We start from the raw sequence: 18,935 nt of genomic DNA, 5'->3' as shown, positions 1-18,935 counted from the left end.
CCACATCGTGTGAGGATGACAGCGTGCTGCTGACGACGCTGTTCTCTGTGCCCACCACCCTGGCCCTCGACATCGACGACGCGGGCCGGATGCTGGTGCTGTACGACGGCACCGGCACTCGCCAGGTCAACGCAGTCGCCCCGGACGGGACCTGGCGCGCACTGACCGATCTGGGCGACACCTGCCGTGGCGCGCGATTCGTCCTCGGCAGCAACCTGGTCGTCGTCGAGCACGACACCGGCGGCGACGAGCGCGGCCAGCTCTCGCTGCTCGACCTGACCGACGACGGTCTCCCGGCGCTGACTCCGCTGGTGCACGACACTGAGTACATCCACCATCTGGTCGCGGCCCGCGCCGGCCGGATCCTCTACACCACGAACCGTCGCAACGGCGTCGACTTCGACCTGGTCGCCCGTGACTTGGCGAGCGGCACCGAGACCGTGCTGTACGACGCGGGCGGCTGGGTGATGGGCGTGAACCCGTCCCCGGACGACAAGTGGGTCGTCCTCTCCAAGGCGAGCAGCCCGGCGAACTCTATTCAGCTGCTGCTCGTCGACACGTCGAGCCGGTCGGTCACCGAACTGACGCCTGCGGACGCGCACAACGACCAGGGCCCGGTCGCCTGGCTGCCCGACTCGTCCGCGTTCCTGGTGTCCACGGACGCGGACCGCGACCGCAAGGCGGTCCGCCGGTACGACGTGGCCGACGCGGCGTGGACCGACGTACTGGTGGACGACGCGCGGGACCTGGCCGCGTGGCCGTCGCCGGACGGCATCCACCAGTTGGTCGGCGTACTCGAGGACGGCGAGGTCGCGCTGGCGCTGCACCGCGCCGAGGATGGCGAGCTGATCGCACCGGTCGGGCTGCCCGCGGGCGGGTGTGCGGCGCTGACGATGACGACGCCGGACCCGATCTGGTCGGCGGACGGCGCGTTCGCGGCGATCACCTACAACTCCCCGGTCAGGCCGCCGACCGTGTATCGGTACGTGCCGAACGGCGAGCTGACCGCGATCGGCGAGGTGGAGGTCCCGGTCGCCCTCGAGCACCCGGAGAGCCTGCGGGTGCCGTCGTTCGACGGCGAGCAGGTCCCGGTCCTCGTGTTCCGGCCGACCGCTCCGGACCTGGGTTCCACGGTGGTCCACGTGCACGGCGGTCCCGAGGGTGCCGCGATGCGGATCTGGAGCCCGATCATCTCGTCGTTGGCCGGCGAGGGGCACACGGTCGTGGTCCCGAACGTCCGCGGCTCGGCCGGCTACGGCAAGCGCTGGTACTCGCTGGACGACCGTGAGCTGCGGCTGGATTCGGTGCGGGACCTGGCCGCGATCAACGCGTGGCTGCCGACGATCGACGCCGACCCGCGGCGGGCCGCGCTCTGGGGCGGCTCGTACGGCGGGTACATGGTGCTGGCCGGCGTCGCGTTCCAGCCGGAGCTGTGGGCGGTCGGTGTGGACATCGTCGGAATCGCCTCGCTGGTGACGTTCCTGGAGAACACGTCGGACTACCGCCGGGCGATGCGGGAGCGCGAGTACGGGTACCTGGCCACCGACCGGGAGTTCCTGGAGTCCGCGAGCCCGCTCAGCCGGGTCGACGACATCCGGGCGCCGCTGTTCGTCATCCACGGCGCCAACGACCCGCGCGTACCGTTGTCGGAGGCCGAGCAGATCACGGAGGCGCTGACGCGTCGCGGCGTACCGTGCGAGCTCCTGGTGTACCCGGACGAAGGCCACGGTCTGGCGAAGCTCACGAACCGCTTGGACGCCTACCCGCAGGCGTTCAGCTTCCTGCGAGACCACCTGGCGTAAGGGTCCCGGCGGTCGCGTCGAGGCGTACCGGAAGGCCCAGCGGTACGGCGAGGTTCAGCGGCTCGTGCCCGATCGCCGCGCCCTCCACCATCGGTACGCCGAGCGGCTCGAGCCGCTCCCGGATGGTGTCGTCGAGGCCCTCCCCGCCGTCGCTGAAGTCACCGACCACCAGCCCGGTCACCTGGTCGAACCACCCCGCGCGCAGGAGCTGCGTCAGCAGCCGGTCCGCCTGGTACGCCTCCTCGTTGACCTCCTCGAGTACGACGACCCCGGCCGGCGGCGCGTACGTCGGCGTACCGACGCTCGACGCCAGCATCGCCAGGTTCCCGCCGCGCAACAGGCCCTCCGCTACACCGTCGACGACGGTACGGGCACCCAGCAGGAGGTCCGTGACGGTCTCCGGCTCGAACAGCAACGCCCGCAGCCGTTCACGTCCCGTGTCGTCGGCCAGCTGCTCCACCGCGGCAGCCATCGGCCCGTGCACTGTTACGAGCCCCCGCGCGTTCAACGGCTCGTGCAGCGCGGTGATGTCGCTGAACCCGACGAACCACTTCGGTACGGCGACCAGCTCGTCGAAGTCGAGGTACTCGAGCATCCGCTGTACGCCGTAGCCACCACGCGCGCAGAAGACTGCGGCGTACTGGGAGTCCAGCCACGCAGTCTGTAGGTCGAAAGCACGTGCCTTGTCGTCGGCGGCCAGGTACTTGAACCGCTCGTGCCCGGCCAGCACCGACGGCATCACATCCACGTCGAGCCCCCACGACCGGATGTACTCCACCCCGGTCGCGAGCCGCGCCGCATCCACGCGCCCCGACGGCGCCACCACAGCAACCCGGTCACCGCTCTGCAGCCGCTGCGGCAGCACCACGTCGTTCATTCCGCTGACGCTACCAATCGATCTGGATGGTCGCGCTCTTGGAGACGCCGTTCACGGTCACACCCAGCTCCGTGCTCCCCGGACGCAAGGCGCTCAGCTGGCCGGTGGCGGGGTCGTACGCCGCAACCGCCCAGAACGGCGCGCTCTTGGCCGGGCCGATGTACATCGTCGCCGAGCCCCACCAGTCGGCCGAGACCGGGAACGACACCGGTACGCGCCGGCTGTCCTGGATGACAGTCGCGGCCGCCGTGGCGGTCTGGTTGCGGCGCATCGTGGCCGGCGCGGCCAGCTCGAGGGCGTCGACGTGCGGGCGCATCTCGACCTGGAACCACGGCCGGCTGGACGAGCTGGCCGAGGTGGCGATGCCGACCAACGCCCAGCCCGTGAAGCCGCCGGCGTCCGGGCGGCCGCGGGGCTCTTGCCCGAGTTGCCGGTCAGCGGGAGCAGTACGCCGTCGGTCCGGGTCGCGGCGAACGTGCCCGCGTGCCCGGCCATGTAGGCGGCGCCCTTGCCGGTGGCCTTGCGGAAGTCGGCGAGCCACTTCACGATCATGGCGGCTTCCTTGCGGTCGCCGAGCTGCGAGTTCTGCGTCGGCGACGGGTCGTCGATCGGGTGGTGCGCGAACACCACGACGTTCCGGATCGCCTTGTCCCGCGCCGCCTCGTCGAGTTGCTTGCGCAGATCGGCGATCTGGTCGAACCCGCCGGCGCGGAGCGAGCCGAGCGACGAGTCCCGCAGTACGAACCGGGTGCCCTTGTGGTCGAACGTGCTGGTCGGGTTGCCGAACACCTTCTTCCACTCGGACAGGTCGCCCGGGCCGTACGTCTCGTGGTTGCCCGGCACGTAGTGCACCGGCACCTTGCCGGCCACCTCCTCGTCGATGATCTGCTTGGCCAGCGCGATGTCCGGCCCGAACGCGCGGTCGACGAAGTCGCCGTTGATCACCAGGAAGTCCGGGTGCTGCGCGAGCGCCTCGCGGATCGTCCGCCGGGCCTGCTTCACATAGTCCGAGTTCGGGTCGTCGGCGGTGAACTGCGCGTCCGACATCACCGCGAACCGCCAGCGGCCGCTCGTCGTCACGGTCCCGTCGGTGACCACCATCGGGTCGATCACCTTCGGCGCCGGCTGGAGAGTCACCGGCGGCGCGCTCCGCACGGTCAGGTCGTCGATCACGATCCGGCCCGAGTACTGGCGGGTCGGCGAGGTCTCCACGACGTAGATCCGCCAGAACCGCAGCGGGTACGTGAGCCCGGGCGGGATGTCCGCCTCGACGTACTTCCAGCCGGTCCAGTCGACGGCGGCCGCGAGGTTGAGCGTCTGCGCCGTACCTCCCGCGGCGTCGTACGCGTTCGCGCGCAGCCAGGCGCCCTTGCCGTCGCCGTACACCCAGGCGCCGAGCTTCTGCGGCTGGCCGGGCAGCGTCTGCTGCGGGGTCTGCGAGAGGTACGCCGCCCGCGTGGCTGTGCTGCCGGTCAGCGAGTAGTCGAGCGCGATCGCCTGCCCGCCGTCATGCCCTTCCGCGGCGGACCGGGACGCGGTCGCGGCCCCTACCGGTACGGCGTTCGCGGCCCACTTGGTCACGTCGTCGAGGCTGTCGACGACGGTACTGGCGAGGCCGGCCGTGATGCTGAGCTGCGTGCTCAGCGTGCCGACGGTCGCGGTCACCACCGTGGCCACGGCGTCGTTGCCCAGCGCGTTCACTTCGAATCCGTTGCCCTTCGCAACCACCTTGACCTTCGTGCCGTCGTAGCTGAGCTTGACGTCGCGCGGCTCGATCCAGGTGGAGAACCCGTCGGCGTCGTACCCGTCGACCTCGAAGAAGCCCTTGGCGTTCGAGTCCGCGAGCGACACCTGGCGGGTGCTCGGGGCGAGGCGGGCCGGGGTGCCGAGGACGGTCATCGGGAACCTTCCGTTCGCCGTACCGCGGGTCGCGGTGACGACCACGTCGCCCGCGCGGCGGCCGGTCACCACGCCCTGCTGGTCGACGCGGACGTTGCTGCCGGCGTACCAGGACGGCGTACCGGAGGCGGGGGCGTAGGTCTCGTCGTACCCGGTCGCCTTCAGGACCCGGCTGAGGCCGGTGAGGACGCGGGAGCTGCGGGAGAGGTCGGTGTCGGGGCCTTCGGCGGAGGTGCCGACGGACTCGACGCGGAAGCCGTTCAGCCGGCCGCTGCCCTGGACCGGCAGCAGGCCGAGGCCGTTCGGGATGAGCCGCTCGTTGCCGTCGGACGGGTCGTTGACGACGTCCGGCGCGGCCTTGCCCGGCGTTCGGGCGAGCATCGTCGAGGAGCCGCCTCCGTCCAGGTTCAGCGCGTCGTCGGCGCCGAGGCTGATCATCAGCCGGCCCATTTCCTTCAGCGACAGGCCGCGCGAACCGGTCGCCCGGCCGTCGACGGTCAGCAGGATCATCCGGCTGCCGTCGGCGTCGAACCCGACCGCGGTCCGCGGCGCCAGGTCGGCGTCTGGTACGTCGGCCGGGACCTGGCCGTCCTTCGCGAGCTGGTAGTTGCCGCTGACCGCGGCCGCGACGTCGGCGGCGTCCGGGCGCAGGCCGTACGCGATGTCGACCTTGTCGCCGACCAGGAGCGCGGTCAGCGCGTCGGCGCCGGCCTCGCGGCCGATCAGCGCCTGCTCGTTCGCCGCCAGCGGAGTGGTGGCCGGAGCGGTGGCGGAAGAGACGACCACTCCGTCGCGAAGGATCACCTCGCGGACGGTCGGCAGGCCGTCGACGGTCCGGGTCCGGGCCGCGTCGCCCCACTCCGGGGTGTAGAGGCCGATCCCGCCGGCGTTCACGGCCGGCGAGTTCAGGTTGGTCAGCTCGAGCTTGGTCGGCCCGTCCGCCTTGACGTCGACAGCGGTGCCCTGCAGGAACAGCTGGGCGATCCGGCCGAGCCCGTCCTTGCCGATCACCGCGGTGTCGTTGTGCCCGGCGGCCGGCGCGTTCGTCAGCTTGCCGGACTCGACCCCGACGCCGAGCGGCGCGTTGGTGTCGTTGATGTCGAAGAAGTCGCCGTTCACCCCGGCGATCGCGCCCCGGCTCGCCAGCTGCTGGCTGAGCGGCTGTGCGCCGGAGACCTTCCCGGCGTGGACCAGGTCGACCGTCACGCCGTGCTTGCTCAGGTCGGTGTCGAGGATGTCGCCGCGCTGCCAGCCCTTCGGGTCCAGCCGCTCGAACGACGTGTAGTTCACCCCGGGCGCGACCGGGCTGTCGGACCGCGACGTCAGTACGCCGTTCTCCGCGATCGCGGCGTCGGTGATCCCGGTGGTCTGCCCGACCGCGGGACTGACCAGCACGCCGGCCAACAGGCCACCCACGCCGATCGCTGTGGTCAAGGGACGGATGAGCGACACAGGAGCCTCCCCACGGTGGACGGACGCGGTCATCCGACGCCGCGCGCGCTACCGCCTCATGAGCCGCAGGTGTACGCCGGTCGACCGACCGGTGACAAAGTAACGCCTGCGGTCACCGTGTGGAAGGTTTTCTTCTCAGTCAGTACTGACCGGACGACCGGAGATCTCCCAGGCGTGCATGCCGCCGTCGAGGTTGATCGCCTCCCGGCCGACCTGGTTCAGAAACTGCGTCGCCATCCCCGAACGGCCGCCGACCGCGCAGACGCAGAGCACCTTCTGGTCCAGCGGCACCTCGCCGACCCGCTCCTGGAGCTCGCCGAGCGGGATGTGGGTGGCGCCCTCGATGTGGCCGCGGTCCCACTCGTCCGGCTCGCGGACGTCGAGGACGAAGGCCTCCGCCAGCAGCGCGTCGTCGAGCTCGCTCACCACGACCGAGGGAATCTCCTGGTTCCGGAACATGCACCAAGCATGTCAGACACCCGGTAGGCACCGCGTCACGCCCGGTTCCGGACGGCGGTTTTCGGCCTGGACCGGATAAAGACGTTGACCCCGGGAGGGGGATCCAGGACCGTAGGCGGAGGAGGTCGCGGTGGCGCTGATTCAGGGGATCCCGGGGGAGTTCGAACCGCAACCGTGGGGTGAGGCGATCCTGCGGAGCCGCGAGTTGCTCCTGCTCCGGATCGCGCGCCGTCCCGCGGACCACGAAGTACGGCTGCCGGGGCTGGCGACCACGCCGCGGCACGTCGTCGAGGACCACAGCGGGCGGGCGCTGACCTGGCGCCGGGACGGTGACGACCTGGTCGTCCGGCTGCCCGAGGCCGGCGATCCGCCGGTCGTCCGGGTCGCGCTGGCCGGAAAGCTGCGGATCGTCCCGGAGGACACCGTCACCGCGAACGCCGACGGCGTCTGGGACCTGACTCCGGCCGGCCCGACCGCGCACCTGGTGGCCCGGCGCGCGGCCGACGTCGCGGTCCGGTTCGTCGGCATGGTCGAGCCGGAGAGCCATCACCAGCTCCGGCTCGCCGGCCGCCGGTACGGCGTCACCGGGCACGAACTCACCCGGCGGACGATCGGCCCGTTCCCGATGCCGGAGCGCCGCGTCGTCCCGCTGGCGGTGCCGACCGGCGTACGGCGGATCCTGGTGGCGCCGGTCGGTACGGTGCTGGCGTCGATCCACCCGGGCCGCGGCGAACTGACCGTCGTCGTGACGAACTTCGGCCGTACGGCGGCCCGCGGCGAGGTCGACCTGCCGCTGCCGGCCGGCTGGACCGCTGCCGAGCAGACGTGGACGTTCGACGGCCTCGAACCGGGACGGTCGATCGGCTGGGTCACCCGGATTGCGGGTGTCGGCCCGGGCGAACTTCGCGCCCGGCTGGACGCGGGACGGCGATCGGCGTCCTCACCGTACGTCGTTCACCTGTGACCGCTTGCATTCTGAGAGCGCTTCCCCTCTACTGGCAGTGATCGATCTACCGCCCCGATCGAGGAGTCACGCATGCGTAGAAGAACATCCGTCCGCCTGCTCGCTGCCGGGATCCTGCTGGTCACCGGCGCCACCGTCACCCCGGCGTACAGCGTGGACGACGGGACCACCGCCGTACGCGCGCCCGCCGTACGCACCAAGGCCCCGGCCGGCGCGCTCGACGCGACCGGCTACTGGACCGCCGAGAAGATGCGGAACGCGATCCCGGCCGATCTACCCACCGGAACCGCCGGAACCCCCGCGAAACAAGGGACTTCGAGCGGTGTCGCGTCCAGGCCGGTCGCGCCGCGCGCCGGGTACAAGCTCGCCAACGACGTCGTACCGAGTACGGCGGGCAAGCTGTTCTTCACCGACAACGGGCTCAACTACGTGTGCTCGGCATCGACGATCAACAACAGCTACAAGAACCTGATCATCACCGCGGGCCACTGTGTGCACAGCGGCCAGGGCGGCGGCTGGCACTCGAACATCGTGTTCGCCCCGGCGTACTACAACGGCCAGTCCGGGTACGGCCTGTGGAACTGGAGCCAGGCGCGGACGTTCAACTCGTGGATCAGCAGCAGCGACTTCACCCACGACCAGGCGTTCGTCACGCTGCAGCAGCGCAACGGCGCGAACCTGATCGACGCCGTCGGCGGGAACGGCCTGGTCTGGGGGAACGGCCAGAGCCAGGCCGGTACCCGGATCTGGGGCTGGCCGGCCGAGGCGCCGTACAACGGTGAGGTGCCGTACTACTGCGACGGCACCACGTACGCGTGGGGCGGCTCGGACGCGGCGCTGACCTGTTCGATGAACGGCGGCGCGAGCGGCGGGCCGTGGCTGAAGGACCGGATCGACGCGAACCTCGGGTACGTGTTCGCGGTGACCTCACGCCGGACGACGAGCGGTACGCCGACGCTGCTGTCGACCCCGAACACGGCCGACGTCAAGACGATGTTCGATCAGATGACAACGTAGGTGCTTCGGCCTTCTTGGTTTCGGGCAGGCGCTTGCCGAGGTTGATGAAGAAGAAGATCAGGCCGAGGGTGATCGTGACGTGCCCCAGCCCGGAGATGCCGTCGAGCGCGGCGCCGGGCTGGTGGCCGAGCACGACCATCGTGCCGCGGAGCAGCATCATCCCGACGGTGAGCGCGAGGCCCGCGTTGTAGACCCAGAAGAACGCGTTGAACAGCTTCCCGTCGGACAGCGTGAAGAGCTTCTCCAGCGCCAGCACGATCAGGAAGAACAGCATGCCCAGCGCGAGGATGTGGGTGTGGACGACGCCGAGCTGCGAGTCGCCGGTGAAGTCCTTGGCCTTGGTCAGCTCGCGGTAGTACAGCCCGCTGATGAGCCCCAGAATCATGTAGACGTGTGCTGCCACGTAGATCTTCCGCATAAGGCGGGAACCTACTTCAGCAGCTTCGACAGCCTCCGGTCGGCCAGCGGTTTGCCGCCGGTCTGACAGGTCGCGCAGTACTGCAGGGAGGAGTCGGCGAAGCTCACCTCGCGGACGATGTCACCGCAGACCGGGCACTTCTGGCCCTTCCGGCCGTGCACCCTCAGCCCGGACTTCTTCTCCGACTTCAGGTCCTGGACGGCCAGCCCGGCGGACCGGTCGACGGCGTCCTGGAGGGTCTCGCGCATCGCGTCGTACAGCGTCTTGAGCTCGTCGTCGGAGAGGTTCGAGGCCGGTTTGAACGGGCTCATCTTGGCGACGTGGAGGATCTCGTCGGAGTACGCGTTGCCGATGCCGGCGATCACGGACTGGTTCCGCAGGACGCCCTTGAGCTGGACGCGGCCCTCGCGCTTGAGGATCGCGCCGAAGTCGTCGAGCGACAGCGTGAACGGGTCCGGGCCGAGACGGGAGATGCCCGGGACCTCGTTGACGTCGCGCACGACGTACACCGCGAGCTTCTTCTGGGTGCCGGCCTCGGTCAGGTCGAACCCGGCGCCGTCGTCCAGCACCGTCCGGAGCGCGATCGGGCCCTTGCCGGGGCGGACGAGCCCGGTGTTCTGCTCTTCCTTCCAGCGCAGCCAGCCGGCCCGCGCCAGGTGGATCACCAGGTGCACGCCCTGCGCCGAGATGTCCAGGAACTTCCCGTGCCGCCGTACGTCGTCGATCAGCAACCCGACCATCGCCGAGATCGGCGGGTCGTACGTCTTCAACGCACTGATCGCGGTGATGTCCGCCCGCACGAACGCATGCCCCACCGCGCGCTCGCGCAAGAACACCGCCAGCGACTCGACCTCCGGCAACTCAGGCATACCCCTAGTGTGCCCGACGCCAGGGACAGTTCCGGTGGATCACCCATGGAGGGGGGTTGTTACAGGCGGTAGCGTCGGGGGCAACAGAGTAGGGAGGCCCTGATGGGGTTCGTGAAGACGTTGATGAAGGGCGCCGTGGTCGCCAAGCTGGTTCAGGTCGCGCAGCGCGAACTGAGCAAGCCGGAGAACCAGGCGAAGATCAAGCAGGCGTTCCAGAAGGTGCAACAGCGCCGGGCGTCGTAGGCCGGTGCGCCTCCAGGGTGTAGGTGGCGGCCAGGCGGTGCGGCTTCTCCGTCAGACGCCACTCACCGGTCACGTCCTCGGTCATCAGCCCAGGGAGCGCGTTCCACGGCGCACTGTCGTGCTCGGTGAGTGAGTCGAACGTCAGCCCGGCCCCCTGTACGGCGCTGATCACCTGAGCGAGCCCGGCGTCGTACACATCACCGATGTGCGCGTCCACCGACACCCCGAGCCGCTCCGCCAGCGACCGCACATGCTCAACCGCCGGTGCCGAGAAGTCCAACGCACTCATCCGCGCCCCAGCCGCGGTAGGTCGAACCGCATCACGTCAGTCAGGTACGACGGAAATGCGCAGGGGTAGAGGTAGGTCTACCACTGGGGAGGATTCAGCGTGACTGCTTTTCACGGTGAGCGCTGGTGTGCTGGGACGTATGGGCCAGGTACTTGAGCGGGCGCGGATTCAGGATGTTGATGCGCTGCGGGGGTTCGCGCTGTTGGGGATTCTGGTTGTGAACATCACGTTCGCGGCGTCCGGGTATCCGATCCACGTCGCGGAGGATCCGGCGTACGGCTCCTGGCTGGATCACTCGGTGCGGTGGCTGTCGTCGGTGTTCGTGGACATGAAGTTCTACCTGCTGTTCTCGTTCCTGTTCGGGTACAGCTTTCAGTTGCAGATGCAGGCCGCTCAACGCGCCGGTGCCGCGTTCCGGCCGCGGATGTTGCGGCGGTTGGGTGGGCTGTTCGTGCTCGGCGTACTGCACGGTGTCTTCCTGATCACGGGCGACATCTTGAGCGTCTACGCGATCATCGGCCTGCTCCTGGTCGCCATGCGGCGCGTGAAGGACCGTACGGCGCTCCTGGTCGCCGGAGCGATCTACGCGTACCTGTTCATCACCCTGGCGGTCGCAGCGCTCTTCCTGGACACGTCAGCGGTCCTAGACCCGACCACAGCAGTAACGGCCGCACAGGGGACGGCCGCGAACCTGGCGGGCTCGTTCAGCGACGTCATCGGCGAGCACATCCGCGCCCTGCCGACGTACGGTCTCTCACTGCTCACCGTGCAAGGCCCGACCACCCTGGCCGCGTTCCTGGTCGGCATGGTGGCCGGCCGGCGCCGGCTGCTGCAGAACGTCGAAGGATCCGACGCCCTGCTCCGGCTGATCCAGCTGGTCGGTTTCGCCATCGGTATCACCGGCGGACTCGTCTACGCGTCCGGCGGCAACGGCGACACCAGGTCCGTGCTGATGAGCGTGATGACCGCGCCGTTCCTGACCGCGGCGTACGTCGCGTCGCTGCTGCGGATCATGCACTCCGACCGCGGCGAGGACGTCCGCCGACTGCTCGCCCCGGCCGGGCGGATGGCGCTGTCGAACTACCTGGGCCAGTCACTGGCGACCCTACTGATCTTCACCGGTGTCGGCTTCGGGCTGGTGGGACAGGTGTCGCCGTTGGAGACACTGGGCTTCGCGGTCGGGATCTTCGTGCTGCAGGTGATGTTGAGCCACGCATGGCTGAGCAGCTTCCGCTACGGCCCGGTCGAAGGGGTGCTGCGAGCGGTCACCAACGCGACCGCCCCCAGCTGGCGTACTCAGGCCGCGTGACGGCCGTGGGTGATCCGGGCGGCGCGGATGGTGTGCACCGTTCCGGTGGTCGAGGCGGGCTTGGCGGTGAAGGGCTTGGCCGTCGCGCCGAGCGCGAGCAGGTCGAGCTTGGTCCGGGCCACGTCGCGGTCGTCGGCGATCCAGGAGCCCCGCGGCCCGGCCGCCGGACCGGTCGCGTTGCGCCGGTTGCTGATCTCCAGGGCCGCGATCACGGCCAGTACGAGAAGTACGAGAACTACGTATCCGGTCATGGCAGTAATGATTCTATGTTCCAGATCCTGCCACCAGTGGCGCTATTGACATAGTCCGATAAGATTCTGCCATGCTCCGGAAGATCGCGGTCGTACTGATGGAGGACATCGCCCTGTTCGAGTTCGGCGTACTCGCCGAGGTCTTCGGGCTGGACCGCACCGACGACGGTGTGCCGCCGTTCGACTTCAAGGTGTGCTCGACCACGCCGGGCGTCCCGATGCGGACGAGCAGCCATTCCCAGGTGATCGCGCCGTACGGTCTGGAGGAGCTCGAGGAGGCCGACCTGGTCGCCGTCCCAGCCACCAACTGGCGGCACGGCTACGACGAACGGATCCTGGACGCACTCCGGAAGGCGGAGGCGCGCGGCGCGATCATGCTCAGCGTCTGCTCGGGGGCGTTCGTGCTCGGCGCCGCCGGGCTGCTGGAAGGGCGCGGGTGCACTACGCACTGGCGCTACGTCGACAGGTTCATGGCGGAGTTCCCGACCGCGAAGATCGACCCGGACGTGCTGTTCGTCGACGACGGCAACATCATCACCAGCGCCGGTACGGCGGCCGGCATCGACGCCTGCCTGCACCTGGTCCGGCGCGAGCTCGGCAGCGCGGTCGCGACCCGGATCGCCCGCCGGATGGTGGTCCCACCGCAGCGCGACGGCGGCCAGCGCCAGTACGTCGACGTACCGGTGCCGGAGTGCTCCGCGGAGAGCCTGCAGCCGGTGCTGAACTGGATGATCGACAACCTGACCACCGACCACACCGTGCCCGCGCTGGCCCGGCGCGCGCAGATGTCCGAACGCACCTTCGCCCGCCGCTTCGTCGCCGAGACCGGCACCACCCCGCTCAAGTGGGTCACCACTCAACGCGTCCTCCGCGCCCGCACCCTGCTCGAACAGACCCGGATGGGCATCGAGCAGATCGCCGGCGAATCAGGATTCGGAACGGCCGCCCTGCTCCGCCACCACTTCCGCAGGGTGGTGGGCGTGCCACCGCAGGACTATCGGCGGACGTTCCAAACCGCCGGCTGATGTGAGGAAGGCATCACCGGGTCGATTTGCGTCGGCACCCCCACGTCTGCCTAGGGTCACAAGGGGGTAACGAGCGACGCGTAGATGGAGTGGTTGTGACGACGCCGGACCGCCCTCCGGGAAGAACGGCACGCAGGTTGAGCTGGGACGTGGTGCGCATCCTGTCCGTGCTCGCCGTGATGTTCACCCACACGACCTACATGGGTCCGTTCCTGCACCCTGAGCTCGGCGCACCGTTGGGAAAGTACCCCTTCCAGGCCGGTGCCAGCATCCTGCTGGTGATCAGCGCGTACTTCGTCTGCGTGACGATCCGGAAGGGCTCGACGCAGCGCTGGCTGTGGAGGCGCGCCTGCCGGGTGCTCCCGCCGTACCTGGCTGCCGTCCTGTTCACGTACACACTGCTGCTCTTCTTCGGGCCGCGGAACTGGACCTTGCCGACCCGGCACGACCTGTGGGGCAACCTGACGCTGGCCGCGTCGTTCGACCCGACCGTGCAACTCATCGACGGCTCGTACTGGACGTTGCCGCTGCAGCTGATGGCGTTTGCCGCGGCCGCCCTGCTCTGGCCGCGCGGCATCGGGCCGCGGATCACCACCATGCTCTGGATCATGATCCTCGCGCCGGTCGCGCTGCAGTGGAACGGGCGGATCGACCACAGCCCGGTCTGGGTGATCCAGCTGTGGAACGGGCTCGGCATCCACCGCCTGCAACTCTTCGCGATCGGCATCGCGATCTGGCTCTGGTCGAAGCACCGGATCGGCGTCCTGCACCTCGGCGCGCTGATCGTGGCGACGGTCTTCGCGCAGCACGCGCACACGTCGGACCTGCCGTCCTCGCTCGGCATCGGCGTACTGCTGCTGCTCGTCGCACTGGCCGCCCGCGGCCCGGACTGGACGGTGTTCGCGCGGTTCAGGCGGCCGATCCAGTTCCTGGCGCGGATCTCGTTCGCGCTCTACCTGCTCAACCAGGTGATCGGCTACCTGATCGCGTACCGGCTGATGGAGCTCGGCGCGGGCCGGCTGACCCAGATCGCCGGCGCGACGGCCGGCGTCGTCGGTCTCGCCTGGCTGCTCACGAAGTACGTCGAGGAGCCGACGTACCGCGCCCTCGCCGGCCTTCCGGTGCGCGGGCTCGGGGCGCGGGCGTTCGCCTGGCTGAATACTTGACATCGGATACCCGTGAGCTAATACTCGATTTCGAGTAATCGAGATCGAGGAGGCGGCATGGCCAGACGCAAGGTCGGCAATCCGCTGGCGTTCGCCGTGCTCGGCAGTCTGAGCGAGCGGCCGATGCACCCGTACGAGATCTCCACGACGCTCCGGTCCCGTGGCAAGGACCAGAGCATCAAGGTGAACTACGGCTCGCTCTACTCGATCGTGTCCAGCCTGGAGAAGCACGGCTTCATCGAGGCGCTGGAGACGGTCCGCGAGGGGAATCGGCCGGAGCGGACGGTGTACCGGATCACCGCCGCCGGCCAGGCCGAGTTCGAGGACTGGCTCAGCGAGCTGGTCGGTACGCCGTCCCGCGAGTTCCATCCGCTCGAAGCGGGCCTGGCGTACCTGCCCGGCCTGCAACCGGACCGGGCCGTCGAGCTGCTCGAGCAGCGGCTGGCGGTGGTCGACGCGGAGATCGCCGACGCGGTCACGGCGCACGAGCAGATGGAGACGGTCAGCTTCCCGCGGATCTTCTGGGTCGAGTCGGAGTTCCGGCTGGCGCTGCTGCGCGCGGAGTCGGCGTACGTCCACCAGCTCGCCGAGGAGATCCGCACCGACGAGCTCGGCGGGTCGAAGTTCTGGCGGATGGCCTGGAAACGCTATCTGGAGGACGGCATCGCCCCGGGCGATCAGCTGAAGGATCCGGTGAAGTACTTCGGGGAGGAGTTCGCCTGGATGCAGGCGATGCCGCCCGAATCGCGATAAACAGCGCGGCCCTCGCTCCACGGTGCGGCAACACCGGGACCAAGGGCCGCAGTTCCTCGAGTCGGTCCGAAGACCTGGCACCCAAGGCGCACCCATCAGGATAGCCAGCCCGACGACCGGCTCCCGCACCCACAAGGGAGTCATCTGATGGCTACGCATGCCGTCGAAGCGGTCGACCTGGTCAAGACGTACCCGGCCGGCCGGAAGAATCCACCACTGCGCGCGCTCGACGGCCTGTCCGTGAGCGTCCCCGAGGGCATGGTCCTCGGCCTGCTCGGGCCGAACGGCGCCGGCAAGTCCACCACCGTGAAGATCCTCACGACACTGTCCCGGGCCGACTCGGGCAGCGCCAGGGTCGCCGGGTACGACGTGAGCCGCGAGCAGGACAAGGTCCGGCACGCGATCGGGTACGTGCCGCAGAAGTCCAGCTCGGACCCGATGGCGACCGGCCTGGAGAACCTCGTGCTGAGCGGGCGCATCTTCGGCCTGTCCCGCGCGCAGGCCGTGCAGCGTGCGCGCGACCTGCTGGCCGGCTTCGACCTGGACGGGTCTCGCACGGTGAAGACGTACTCAGGCGGCATGCAGCGGAAGCTGGACGTCGCGCTCGGACTCGTCCACCGGCCACGCGTGCTGTTCCTGGACGAGCCGACGACGGGTCTCGACCCGGAGGCCCGCGCCGATCTGTGGAACGAAGTACTGCGCTTGTCCGGGCAGGAAGGGCTGACCGTCCTGCTCACCACGCACTACCTGGAGGAGGCCGACCGGCTGGCCGGGCAGCTGGCGATCGTCGACCACGGCAAGATCGTTGCCGAGGGCACCCCGGAGTCGTTGAAGGCCGCGTTGCGCGGTGACTCTGTGCAGATCGAGCTGGTCGATCCCGACACCGACGGTACGATCCGCGCGCTGTTGCGGCAGCTGCCGGGCATCGGCGAGATCGTTGTCGAGGGCAACACCTTGCGGGCACGGGTCGACCGAGGCGCGACCGCCGTACCGGCCGTGCTGGGAGTCCTTGAGGACAAGGCGATCCCGGTGGTCGCGGTGACCGTGTCGCGGCCGTCGCTCGACGACGTGTACCTGCAGCACACCGGGCGGTCGTTCAAGGTTGCGGAGGCGGCGGCATGATCACGCACACGGGTCTGATCCTCGGGCGCTGGACGCGGGCGTCGTACCGGCAGCCGGCGTTGATCGCGTTCACGCTGATCCAGCCGGCGATCTGGCTGCTGCTGTTCGGGCAGCTGTTCCAGGGCGTCGTACACCTCCCGGGGTTCGGGAACGCGACGTACATCGCGTTCCTGACGCCGGGGATCGTGATGATGACGGCGCTGATGACGAGCGGCTGGAGCGGTACGTCGTTCGTGCAGGACATGGAGCGCGGCGTGATGGACCGGATGCTCGCGTCCCCGATCAGCCGCGGCGGGCTGATGGCGGGGCAGCTGCTCAGCAACGCGTCGACGACGTTGATCCAGACGATCCTGGTGTTCGCGATCGGGTTCGCCGCGGGTGCGCGGTACGACGGCGGGATCGGGGGTTACCTGATCACGATCCTGGCGTCGGTGCTGGTCGGCCTCGGGTTCGGGTCGCTGTCGAACGCGGTCGCGCTGCTCACCCGGCAGCAGGAGGCGCTGATCGGGATCTCGCAGTTCGTCTCGCTGCCGCTCACGTTCATGTCGTCGATCATGATCGACCCGCACGTCGCGCCGCACTGGGTGAACGTCGCGGCCCGTTTCAACCCGGTCGACTGGGCCACCATCGCCGCCCGCCAGTCCCTGGCCGCGTCACCCGACTGGTCGTCCGTCTGGCGGCACTGCGGTTACTTGCTGGCTTTCACCTTGATCGTCGGATGGCTTTCCACTCGCGCGTTCCGGACCTACCAGCGGTCAGTGTGAGTCGTACCAGGGCTTGATGACGTTGTCGATGATCGCCAGTCGTTCGTCGAAGGGGATGAAGGCGGACTTCATCGCGTTGATCGCGAACCAGCGCAGGTCGGCGAGGTCGTAGTCGAAGGCCTCGGCGAGCAGGGCGAGCTCGCGGCTCATCGACGTACCGCTCATCAACCGGTTGTCGGTGTTCACCGTGACCCGGAACCGGAGCTTGGTGAGCAGGCCGATCGGGTGCTCGGCGATCGACGCGGCCGCGCCGGTCTGCAGGTTCGAGCTCGGGCACATCTCCAGCGGGATCCGGCGGTCCCGGACGTACGCCGCGAGCCGCCCGAGCTCGACCTTGTCGCCGTCGTGGGTGATGTCGTCGATGATCCGTACACCGTGCCCGAGCCGGTCTGCGCCGCACCACTGGATCGCCTGCCAGATCGACGGCAACCCGAACGCCTCGCCGGCGTGGATGGTGAAGTGCGCGTTCTCCCGCTGCAGGTACTCGAACGCGTCGAGGTGCCGGGTGGGCGGGAACCCCGCCTCGGCGCCGGCGATGTCGAACCCGACCACGCCGGCGTCCCGGTACGCGACCGCCAGCTCGGCGATCTCCATGGAGCGTGCCATGTGCCGCATCGCGGTCAGCAGCTGCCGTACGACGATCGGCCGCTCCGCCACCGCCATCCCGTGCTCGAACCCTTCCCGTACCGCGTCCACGACCTGCTCGAGCGTCAGCCCCCGATGCAGGTGCTGCTCCGGCGCATACCGGACCTCGGCGTACACCACCCCGTCCGCCGCCAGGTCCTGCACACACTCGCTCGCGACCCGCTTGATCGCCTCCACGGTCTGCATCACCGCGACGGTGTGGTCGAACGTCTCCAGATACCGCTCCAACGACCCGGAATCCGCCGACTCGACGAACCAGGCCCCCAACTCGGCGGCATCACTCCGCGGCAACCCATGCCCGATCTCCCGCGCCAGCTCCACGACCGTCCCCGGCCGCAGCCCCCCATCCAAATGGTCATGCAACAAAACCTTCGGCGCCGCACCCAACTGCCCGGCAGTGATCATGCGGCCATCTTCGCAGTCAGTTGCGGGGAATCTGCCCCGATCTGCCCCGGATTCCGTCCAAAAACACGTCGATCTGCCCCAGGATGCCCCGAGAATCCCTTCGTGTCGCGCGTGTCACCGGCGAAAGCCTGGTCCCATGAACAACAAGACACCGCGCTTCGAAAGCGCCCCTGCCCGATCCTCCCTCCCCGACTGGTACCCCGAGCTGCTCGACAGCGTCTCCAACCACATCACCACCGGCCACCGGCGGGCCGTCACCGCGGCCAACCAGGAGACTCTCAGGAGTTACTGGGCGATCGGGCAGGAGATCCTGGATCGGCAGCACGAAGAAGGCTGGGGCAGCAAGGTCATCGACCGGCTGTCGACCGACCTCAAGTCGCGCTTTCCCGGGGCGACCGGCTACTCACCCCGCAACCTGAAGTACATGCGCGCCTTCGCGTCCGCCTGGCCGAGTGAAGCAATTGTGCAAGCGCCGCTTGCACAATTGCCCTGGTACCACCACCTGGCGCTGCTGAAGCTCGACGGCGCCGGGCTGCGATCGTGGTACGCCGCGGCGGCGGTCGAGCGCGGGTGGAGCCGGGACGTGCTCGCGTTGCACATCGACGGCCGGTTTCACGAGCGTGCCGGCAAGGCTGTGACCAACTTCGCCACCGCGATGCCGCCGGCGGAGTCCGATCTCGCGCAGCAGGCGACGCGGGATCCGTACCTGTTCGACTTCCTCGGTTCGACCGACGGCTGGCACGAGCGTGAACTGGAACAGAAGCTCGTCGAGCACGTCGGGAAGTTCCTGCTCGAGCTCGGCCAAGGTTTCGCCTTCATCGGTCAGCAGGTGCGGCTCGAGCTGGACGGCGAGGAGTTCTTCTGCGACCTGCTCTTCTACCACCTCGAACTGCGCTGCTACGTGGTGGTCGAGCTGAAAGCGGTGAAGTTCAACGCCGCGTTCCTCGGTCAGCTCGGGCTGTACATGGCGGTCGTGGACGACGTACTCGCCAAGGACGGCGACAAACCGACCATCGGGCTGCTGCTCTGCCGGAACAAGAACCAGGTCGTTGCCGAGTACGCCCTGAAGGGGTTCAAGGCGCCGATCGGAGTGGCGGAGTGGACGAACGCGATCAACAGCTCGCTCCCCGCGGAGTTCCGGTCCGTGCTGCCGAGTGTCGAGGAGTTGGAGGCTGAGCTGACCACTGAGGACTGATCCGGCAAACG

The 18,935-nt window shown here is 69.0% G+C and carries 19 protein-coding genes; 11 read left to right on the top strand and 8 right to left on the bottom strand.

The genetic code is table 11. The features are described 5' to 3' along the window. Positions 1 to 23 precede the first annotated feature (23 nt). Positions 24 to 1,802, top strand: a complete 1,779-nt coding sequence (locus ACFV9C_RS02650) for a S9 family peptidase (protein WP_380190283.1) — start codon at positions 24 to 26, stop codon at positions 1,800 to 1,802. On the opposite strand, the gene ACFV9C_RS02645 is transcribed toward ACFV9C_RS02650, so the two are convergent. The 3 genes from ACFV9C_RS02645 to ACFV9C_RS02635 all read right to left on the bottom strand — a co-directional run bounded on the left by ACFV9C_RS02645 (position 1,774) and on the right by ACFV9C_RS02635 (position 6,489). After that, positions 1,774 to 2,679 carry an LD-carboxypeptidase gene (locus ACFV9C_RS02645; protein ID WP_380190281.1) on the bottom strand — a complete coding sequence of 302 codons (906 nt, stop codon included), beginning with the start codon at positions 2,677 to 2,679 and terminating at the stop codon, positions 1,774 to 1,776. The genes ACFV9C_RS02650 and ACFV9C_RS02645 overlap by 29 nt on opposite strands. Positions 2,680 to 2,772: 93 nt before the next feature. Beyond that, positions 2,773 to 6,030: a phosphodiester glycosidase family protein gene (locus ACFV9C_RS02640; RefSeq protein WP_380190279.1), complete on the bottom strand. Its 3,258-nt coding sequence runs from the start codon at positions 6,028 to 6,030 to the stop codon at positions 2,773 to 2,775. A 135-nt stretch (positions 6,031 to 6,165) separates the two neighbouring features. Then, positions 6,166 to 6,489, bottom strand: coding sequence for a rhodanese-like domain-containing protein (locus tag ACFV9C_RS02635; protein ID WP_344188880.1), 324 nt, complete (start codon positions 6,487 to 6,489; stop codon positions 6,166 to 6,168). Between the two features lie 130 nt (positions 6,490 to 6,619). Here ACFV9C_RS02635 and ACFV9C_RS02630 point away from each other — a divergent pair, with 130 nt between their 5' ends. Both ACFV9C_RS02630 and ACFV9C_RS02625 read left to right on the top strand, forming a co-directional pair. Beyond that, a complete protein-coding gene (locus ACFV9C_RS02630) occupies positions 6,620 to 7,453 on the top strand; it encodes a hypothetical protein (protein ID WP_380190277.1) in 834 nt (277 codons plus the stop codon). A 72-nt stretch (positions 7,454 to 7,525) separates the two neighbouring features. Beyond that, positions 7,526 to 8,470: a trypsin-like serine peptidase gene (locus ACFV9C_RS02625; RefSeq protein WP_380190275.1), complete on the top strand. Its 945-nt coding sequence runs from the start codon at positions 7,526 to 7,528 to the stop codon at positions 8,468 to 8,470. On the opposite strand, the gene ACFV9C_RS02620 is transcribed toward ACFV9C_RS02625, so the two are convergent. Both ACFV9C_RS02620 and ACFV9C_RS02615 read right to left on the bottom strand, forming a co-directional pair. After that, positions 8,439 to 8,888 (bottom strand): DUF2871 domain-containing protein, encoded by a 450-nt coding sequence (locus tag ACFV9C_RS02620; RefSeq protein ID WP_380190273.1) that lies wholly within the window; start codon positions 8,886 to 8,888, stop codon positions 8,439 to 8,441. The two genes, ACFV9C_RS02625 and ACFV9C_RS02620, sit on opposite strands and share 32 nt — an antisense overlap. Positions 8,889 to 8,899: 11 nt before the next feature. Further along, a complete protein-coding gene (locus ACFV9C_RS02615) occupies positions 8,900 to 9,757 on the bottom strand; it encodes a DNA-formamidopyrimidine glycosylase family protein (protein ID WP_380190271.1) in 858 nt (285 codons plus the stop codon). Between the two features lie 102 nt (positions 9,758 to 9,859). Here ACFV9C_RS02615 and ACFV9C_RS02610 point away from each other — a divergent pair, with 102 nt between their 5' ends. Then, on the top strand, positions 9,860 to 10,000 hold the full coding sequence (locus tag ACFV9C_RS02610; protein ID WP_380190269.1) for a hypothetical protein: 141 nt from the start codon (positions 9,860 to 9,862) through the stop codon (positions 9,998 to 10,000). Here the strand turns inward: ACFV9C_RS02610 and ACFV9C_RS02605 are convergent. Next, positions 9,957 to 10,289, bottom strand: coding sequence for a hypothetical protein (locus ACFV9C_RS02605; protein WP_380190267.1), 333 nt, complete (start codon positions 10,287 to 10,289; stop codon positions 9,957 to 9,959). The genes ACFV9C_RS02610 and ACFV9C_RS02605 overlap by 44 nt on opposite strands. A gap of 139 nt (positions 10,290 to 10,428) precedes the next feature. Here ACFV9C_RS02605 and ACFV9C_RS02600 point away from each other — a divergent pair, with 139 nt between their 5' ends. Further along, positions 10,429 to 11,598, top strand: a complete 1,170-nt coding sequence (locus ACFV9C_RS02600; protein ID WP_380190265.1) for a DUF418 domain-containing protein — start codon at positions 10,429 to 10,431, stop codon at positions 11,596 to 11,598. Here the strand turns inward: ACFV9C_RS02600 and ACFV9C_RS02595 are convergent. Then, entirely contained in the window at positions 11,586 to 11,849 is a 264-nt protein-coding gene (locus ACFV9C_RS02595) for a hypothetical protein (RefSeq protein ID WP_380190263.1), read from the bottom strand. The genes ACFV9C_RS02600 and ACFV9C_RS02595 overlap by 13 nt on opposite strands. A 71-nt stretch (positions 11,850 to 11,920) precedes the next feature. Between ACFV9C_RS02595 and ACFV9C_RS02590 the strand changes: the two genes are divergently transcribed. The 5 genes from ACFV9C_RS02590 to ACFV9C_RS02570 all read left to right on the top strand — a co-directional run bounded on the left by ACFV9C_RS02590 (position 11,921) and on the right by ACFV9C_RS02570 (position 16,679). Further along, positions 11,921 to 12,874, top strand: a complete 954-nt coding sequence (locus ACFV9C_RS02590) for a GlxA family transcriptional regulator (RefSeq protein ID WP_380190261.1) — start codon at positions 11,921 to 11,923, stop codon at positions 12,872 to 12,874. A gap of 152 nt (positions 12,875 to 13,026) precedes the next feature. Continuing rightward, complete coding sequence (locus ACFV9C_RS02585; protein ID WP_380190259.1) at positions 13,027 to 14,040, top strand: acyltransferase family protein; 1,014 nt, start codon at positions 13,027 to 13,029, stop codon at positions 14,038 to 14,040. Between the two features lie 57 nt (positions 14,041 to 14,097). After that, a complete protein-coding gene (locus ACFV9C_RS02580; RefSeq protein ID WP_380190257.1) occupies positions 14,098 to 14,793 on the top strand; it encodes a PadR family transcriptional regulator in 696 nt (231 codons plus the stop codon). 147 nt (positions 14,794 to 14,940) lie between these two features. Beyond that, positions 14,941 to 15,915, top strand: coding sequence for an ATP-binding cassette domain-containing protein (locus ACFV9C_RS02575; RefSeq protein WP_380190255.1), 975 nt, complete (start codon positions 14,941 to 14,943; stop codon positions 15,913 to 15,915). Beyond that, positions 15,912 to 16,679, top strand: a complete 768-nt coding sequence (locus ACFV9C_RS02570; RefSeq protein WP_380190253.1) for an ABC transporter permease — start codon at positions 15,912 to 15,914, stop codon at positions 16,677 to 16,679. The genes ACFV9C_RS02575 and ACFV9C_RS02570 overlap by 4 nt, the downstream gene beginning before the upstream one ends. Here ACFV9C_RS02570 and ACFV9C_RS02565 read toward each other — a convergent pair. Then, positions 16,671 to 17,729: an adenosine deaminase gene (locus tag ACFV9C_RS02565; RefSeq protein ID WP_380190250.1), complete on the bottom strand. Its 1,059-nt coding sequence runs from the start codon at positions 17,727 to 17,729 to the stop codon at positions 16,671 to 16,673. The genes ACFV9C_RS02570 and ACFV9C_RS02565 overlap by 9 nt on opposite strands. A 136-nt stretch (positions 17,730 to 17,865) precedes the next feature. Between ACFV9C_RS02565 and ACFV9C_RS02560 the strand changes: the two genes are divergently transcribed. Then, positions 17,866 to 18,924 (top strand): YhcG family protein, encoded by a 1,059-nt coding sequence (locus ACFV9C_RS02560; protein ID WP_380190248.1) that lies wholly within the window; start codon positions 17,866 to 17,868, stop codon positions 18,922 to 18,924. Positions 18,925 to 18,935: the final 11 nt, after the last annotated feature.

The organism is Kribbella sp. NPDC059898, assembly GCF_042730855.1.
Lineage (GTDB): Bacteria > Actinomycetota > Actinomycetes > Propionibacteriales > Kribbellaceae > Kribbella.
Note: the sequence above shows the minus strand (reverse complement) of the source record. Positions and strands in the feature narration are given on the sequence as shown.

Coding starts and splice junctions, on each gene's coding strand:
- ACFV9C_RS02590 (WP_380190261.1), top strand. CDS start 11,921: ATGCTCCGGAAGATCGCGGTCGTACTGATGGAGGACATCGCCCTGTTC.
- ACFV9C_RS02625 (WP_380190275.1), top strand. CDS start 7,526: ATGCGTAGAAGAACATCCGTCCGCCTGCTCGCTGCCGGGATCCTGCTG.
- ACFV9C_RS02610 (WP_380190269.1), top strand. CDS start 9,860: ATGGGGTTCGTGAAGACGTTGATGAAGGGCGCCGTGGTCGCCAAGCTG.
- ACFV9C_RS02595 (WP_380190263.1), bottom strand. CDS start 11,849: ATGACCGGATACGTAGTTCTCGTACTTCTCGTACTGGCCGTGATCGCG.
- ACFV9C_RS02565 (WP_380190250.1), bottom strand. CDS start 17,729: ATGATCACTGCCGGGCAGTTGGGTGCGGCGCCGAAGGTTTTGTTGCAT.
- ACFV9C_RS02580 (WP_380190257.1), top strand. CDS start 14,098: ATGGCCAGACGCAAGGTCGGCAATCCGCTGGCGTTCGCCGTGCTCGGC.
- ACFV9C_RS02570 (WP_380190253.1), top strand. CDS start 15,912: ATGATCACGCACACGGGTCTGATCCTCGGGCGCTGGACGCGGGCGTCG.
- ACFV9C_RS02575 (WP_380190255.1), top strand. CDS start 14,941: ATGGCTACGCATGCCGTCGAAGCGGTCGACCTGGTCAAGACGTACCCG.
- ACFV9C_RS02645 (WP_380190281.1), bottom strand. CDS start 2,679: ATGAACGACGTGGTGCTGCCGCAGCGGCTGCAGAGCGGTGACCGGGTT.
- ACFV9C_RS02600 (WP_380190265.1), top strand. CDS start 10,429: ATGGGCCAGGTACTTGAGCGGGCGCGGATTCAGGATGTTGATGCGCTG.
- ACFV9C_RS02620 (WP_380190273.1), bottom strand. CDS start 8,888: ATGCGGAAGATCTACGTGGCAGCACACGTCTACATGATTCTGGGGCTC.
- ACFV9C_RS02605 (WP_380190267.1), bottom strand. CDS start 10,289: ATGAGTGCGTTGGACTTCTCGGCACCGGCGGTTGAGCATGTGCGGTCG.
- ACFV9C_RS02560 (WP_380190248.1), top strand. CDS start 17,866: ATGAACAACAAGACACCGCGCTTCGAAAGCGCCCCTGCCCGATCCTCC.
- ACFV9C_RS02635 (WP_344188880.1), bottom strand. CDS start 6,489: ATGTTCCGGAACCAGGAGATTCCCTCGGTCGTGGTGAGCGAGCTCGAC.
- ACFV9C_RS02615 (WP_380190271.1), bottom strand. CDS start 9,757: ATGCCTGAGTTGCCGGAGGTCGAGTCGCTGGCGGTGTTCTTGCGCGAG.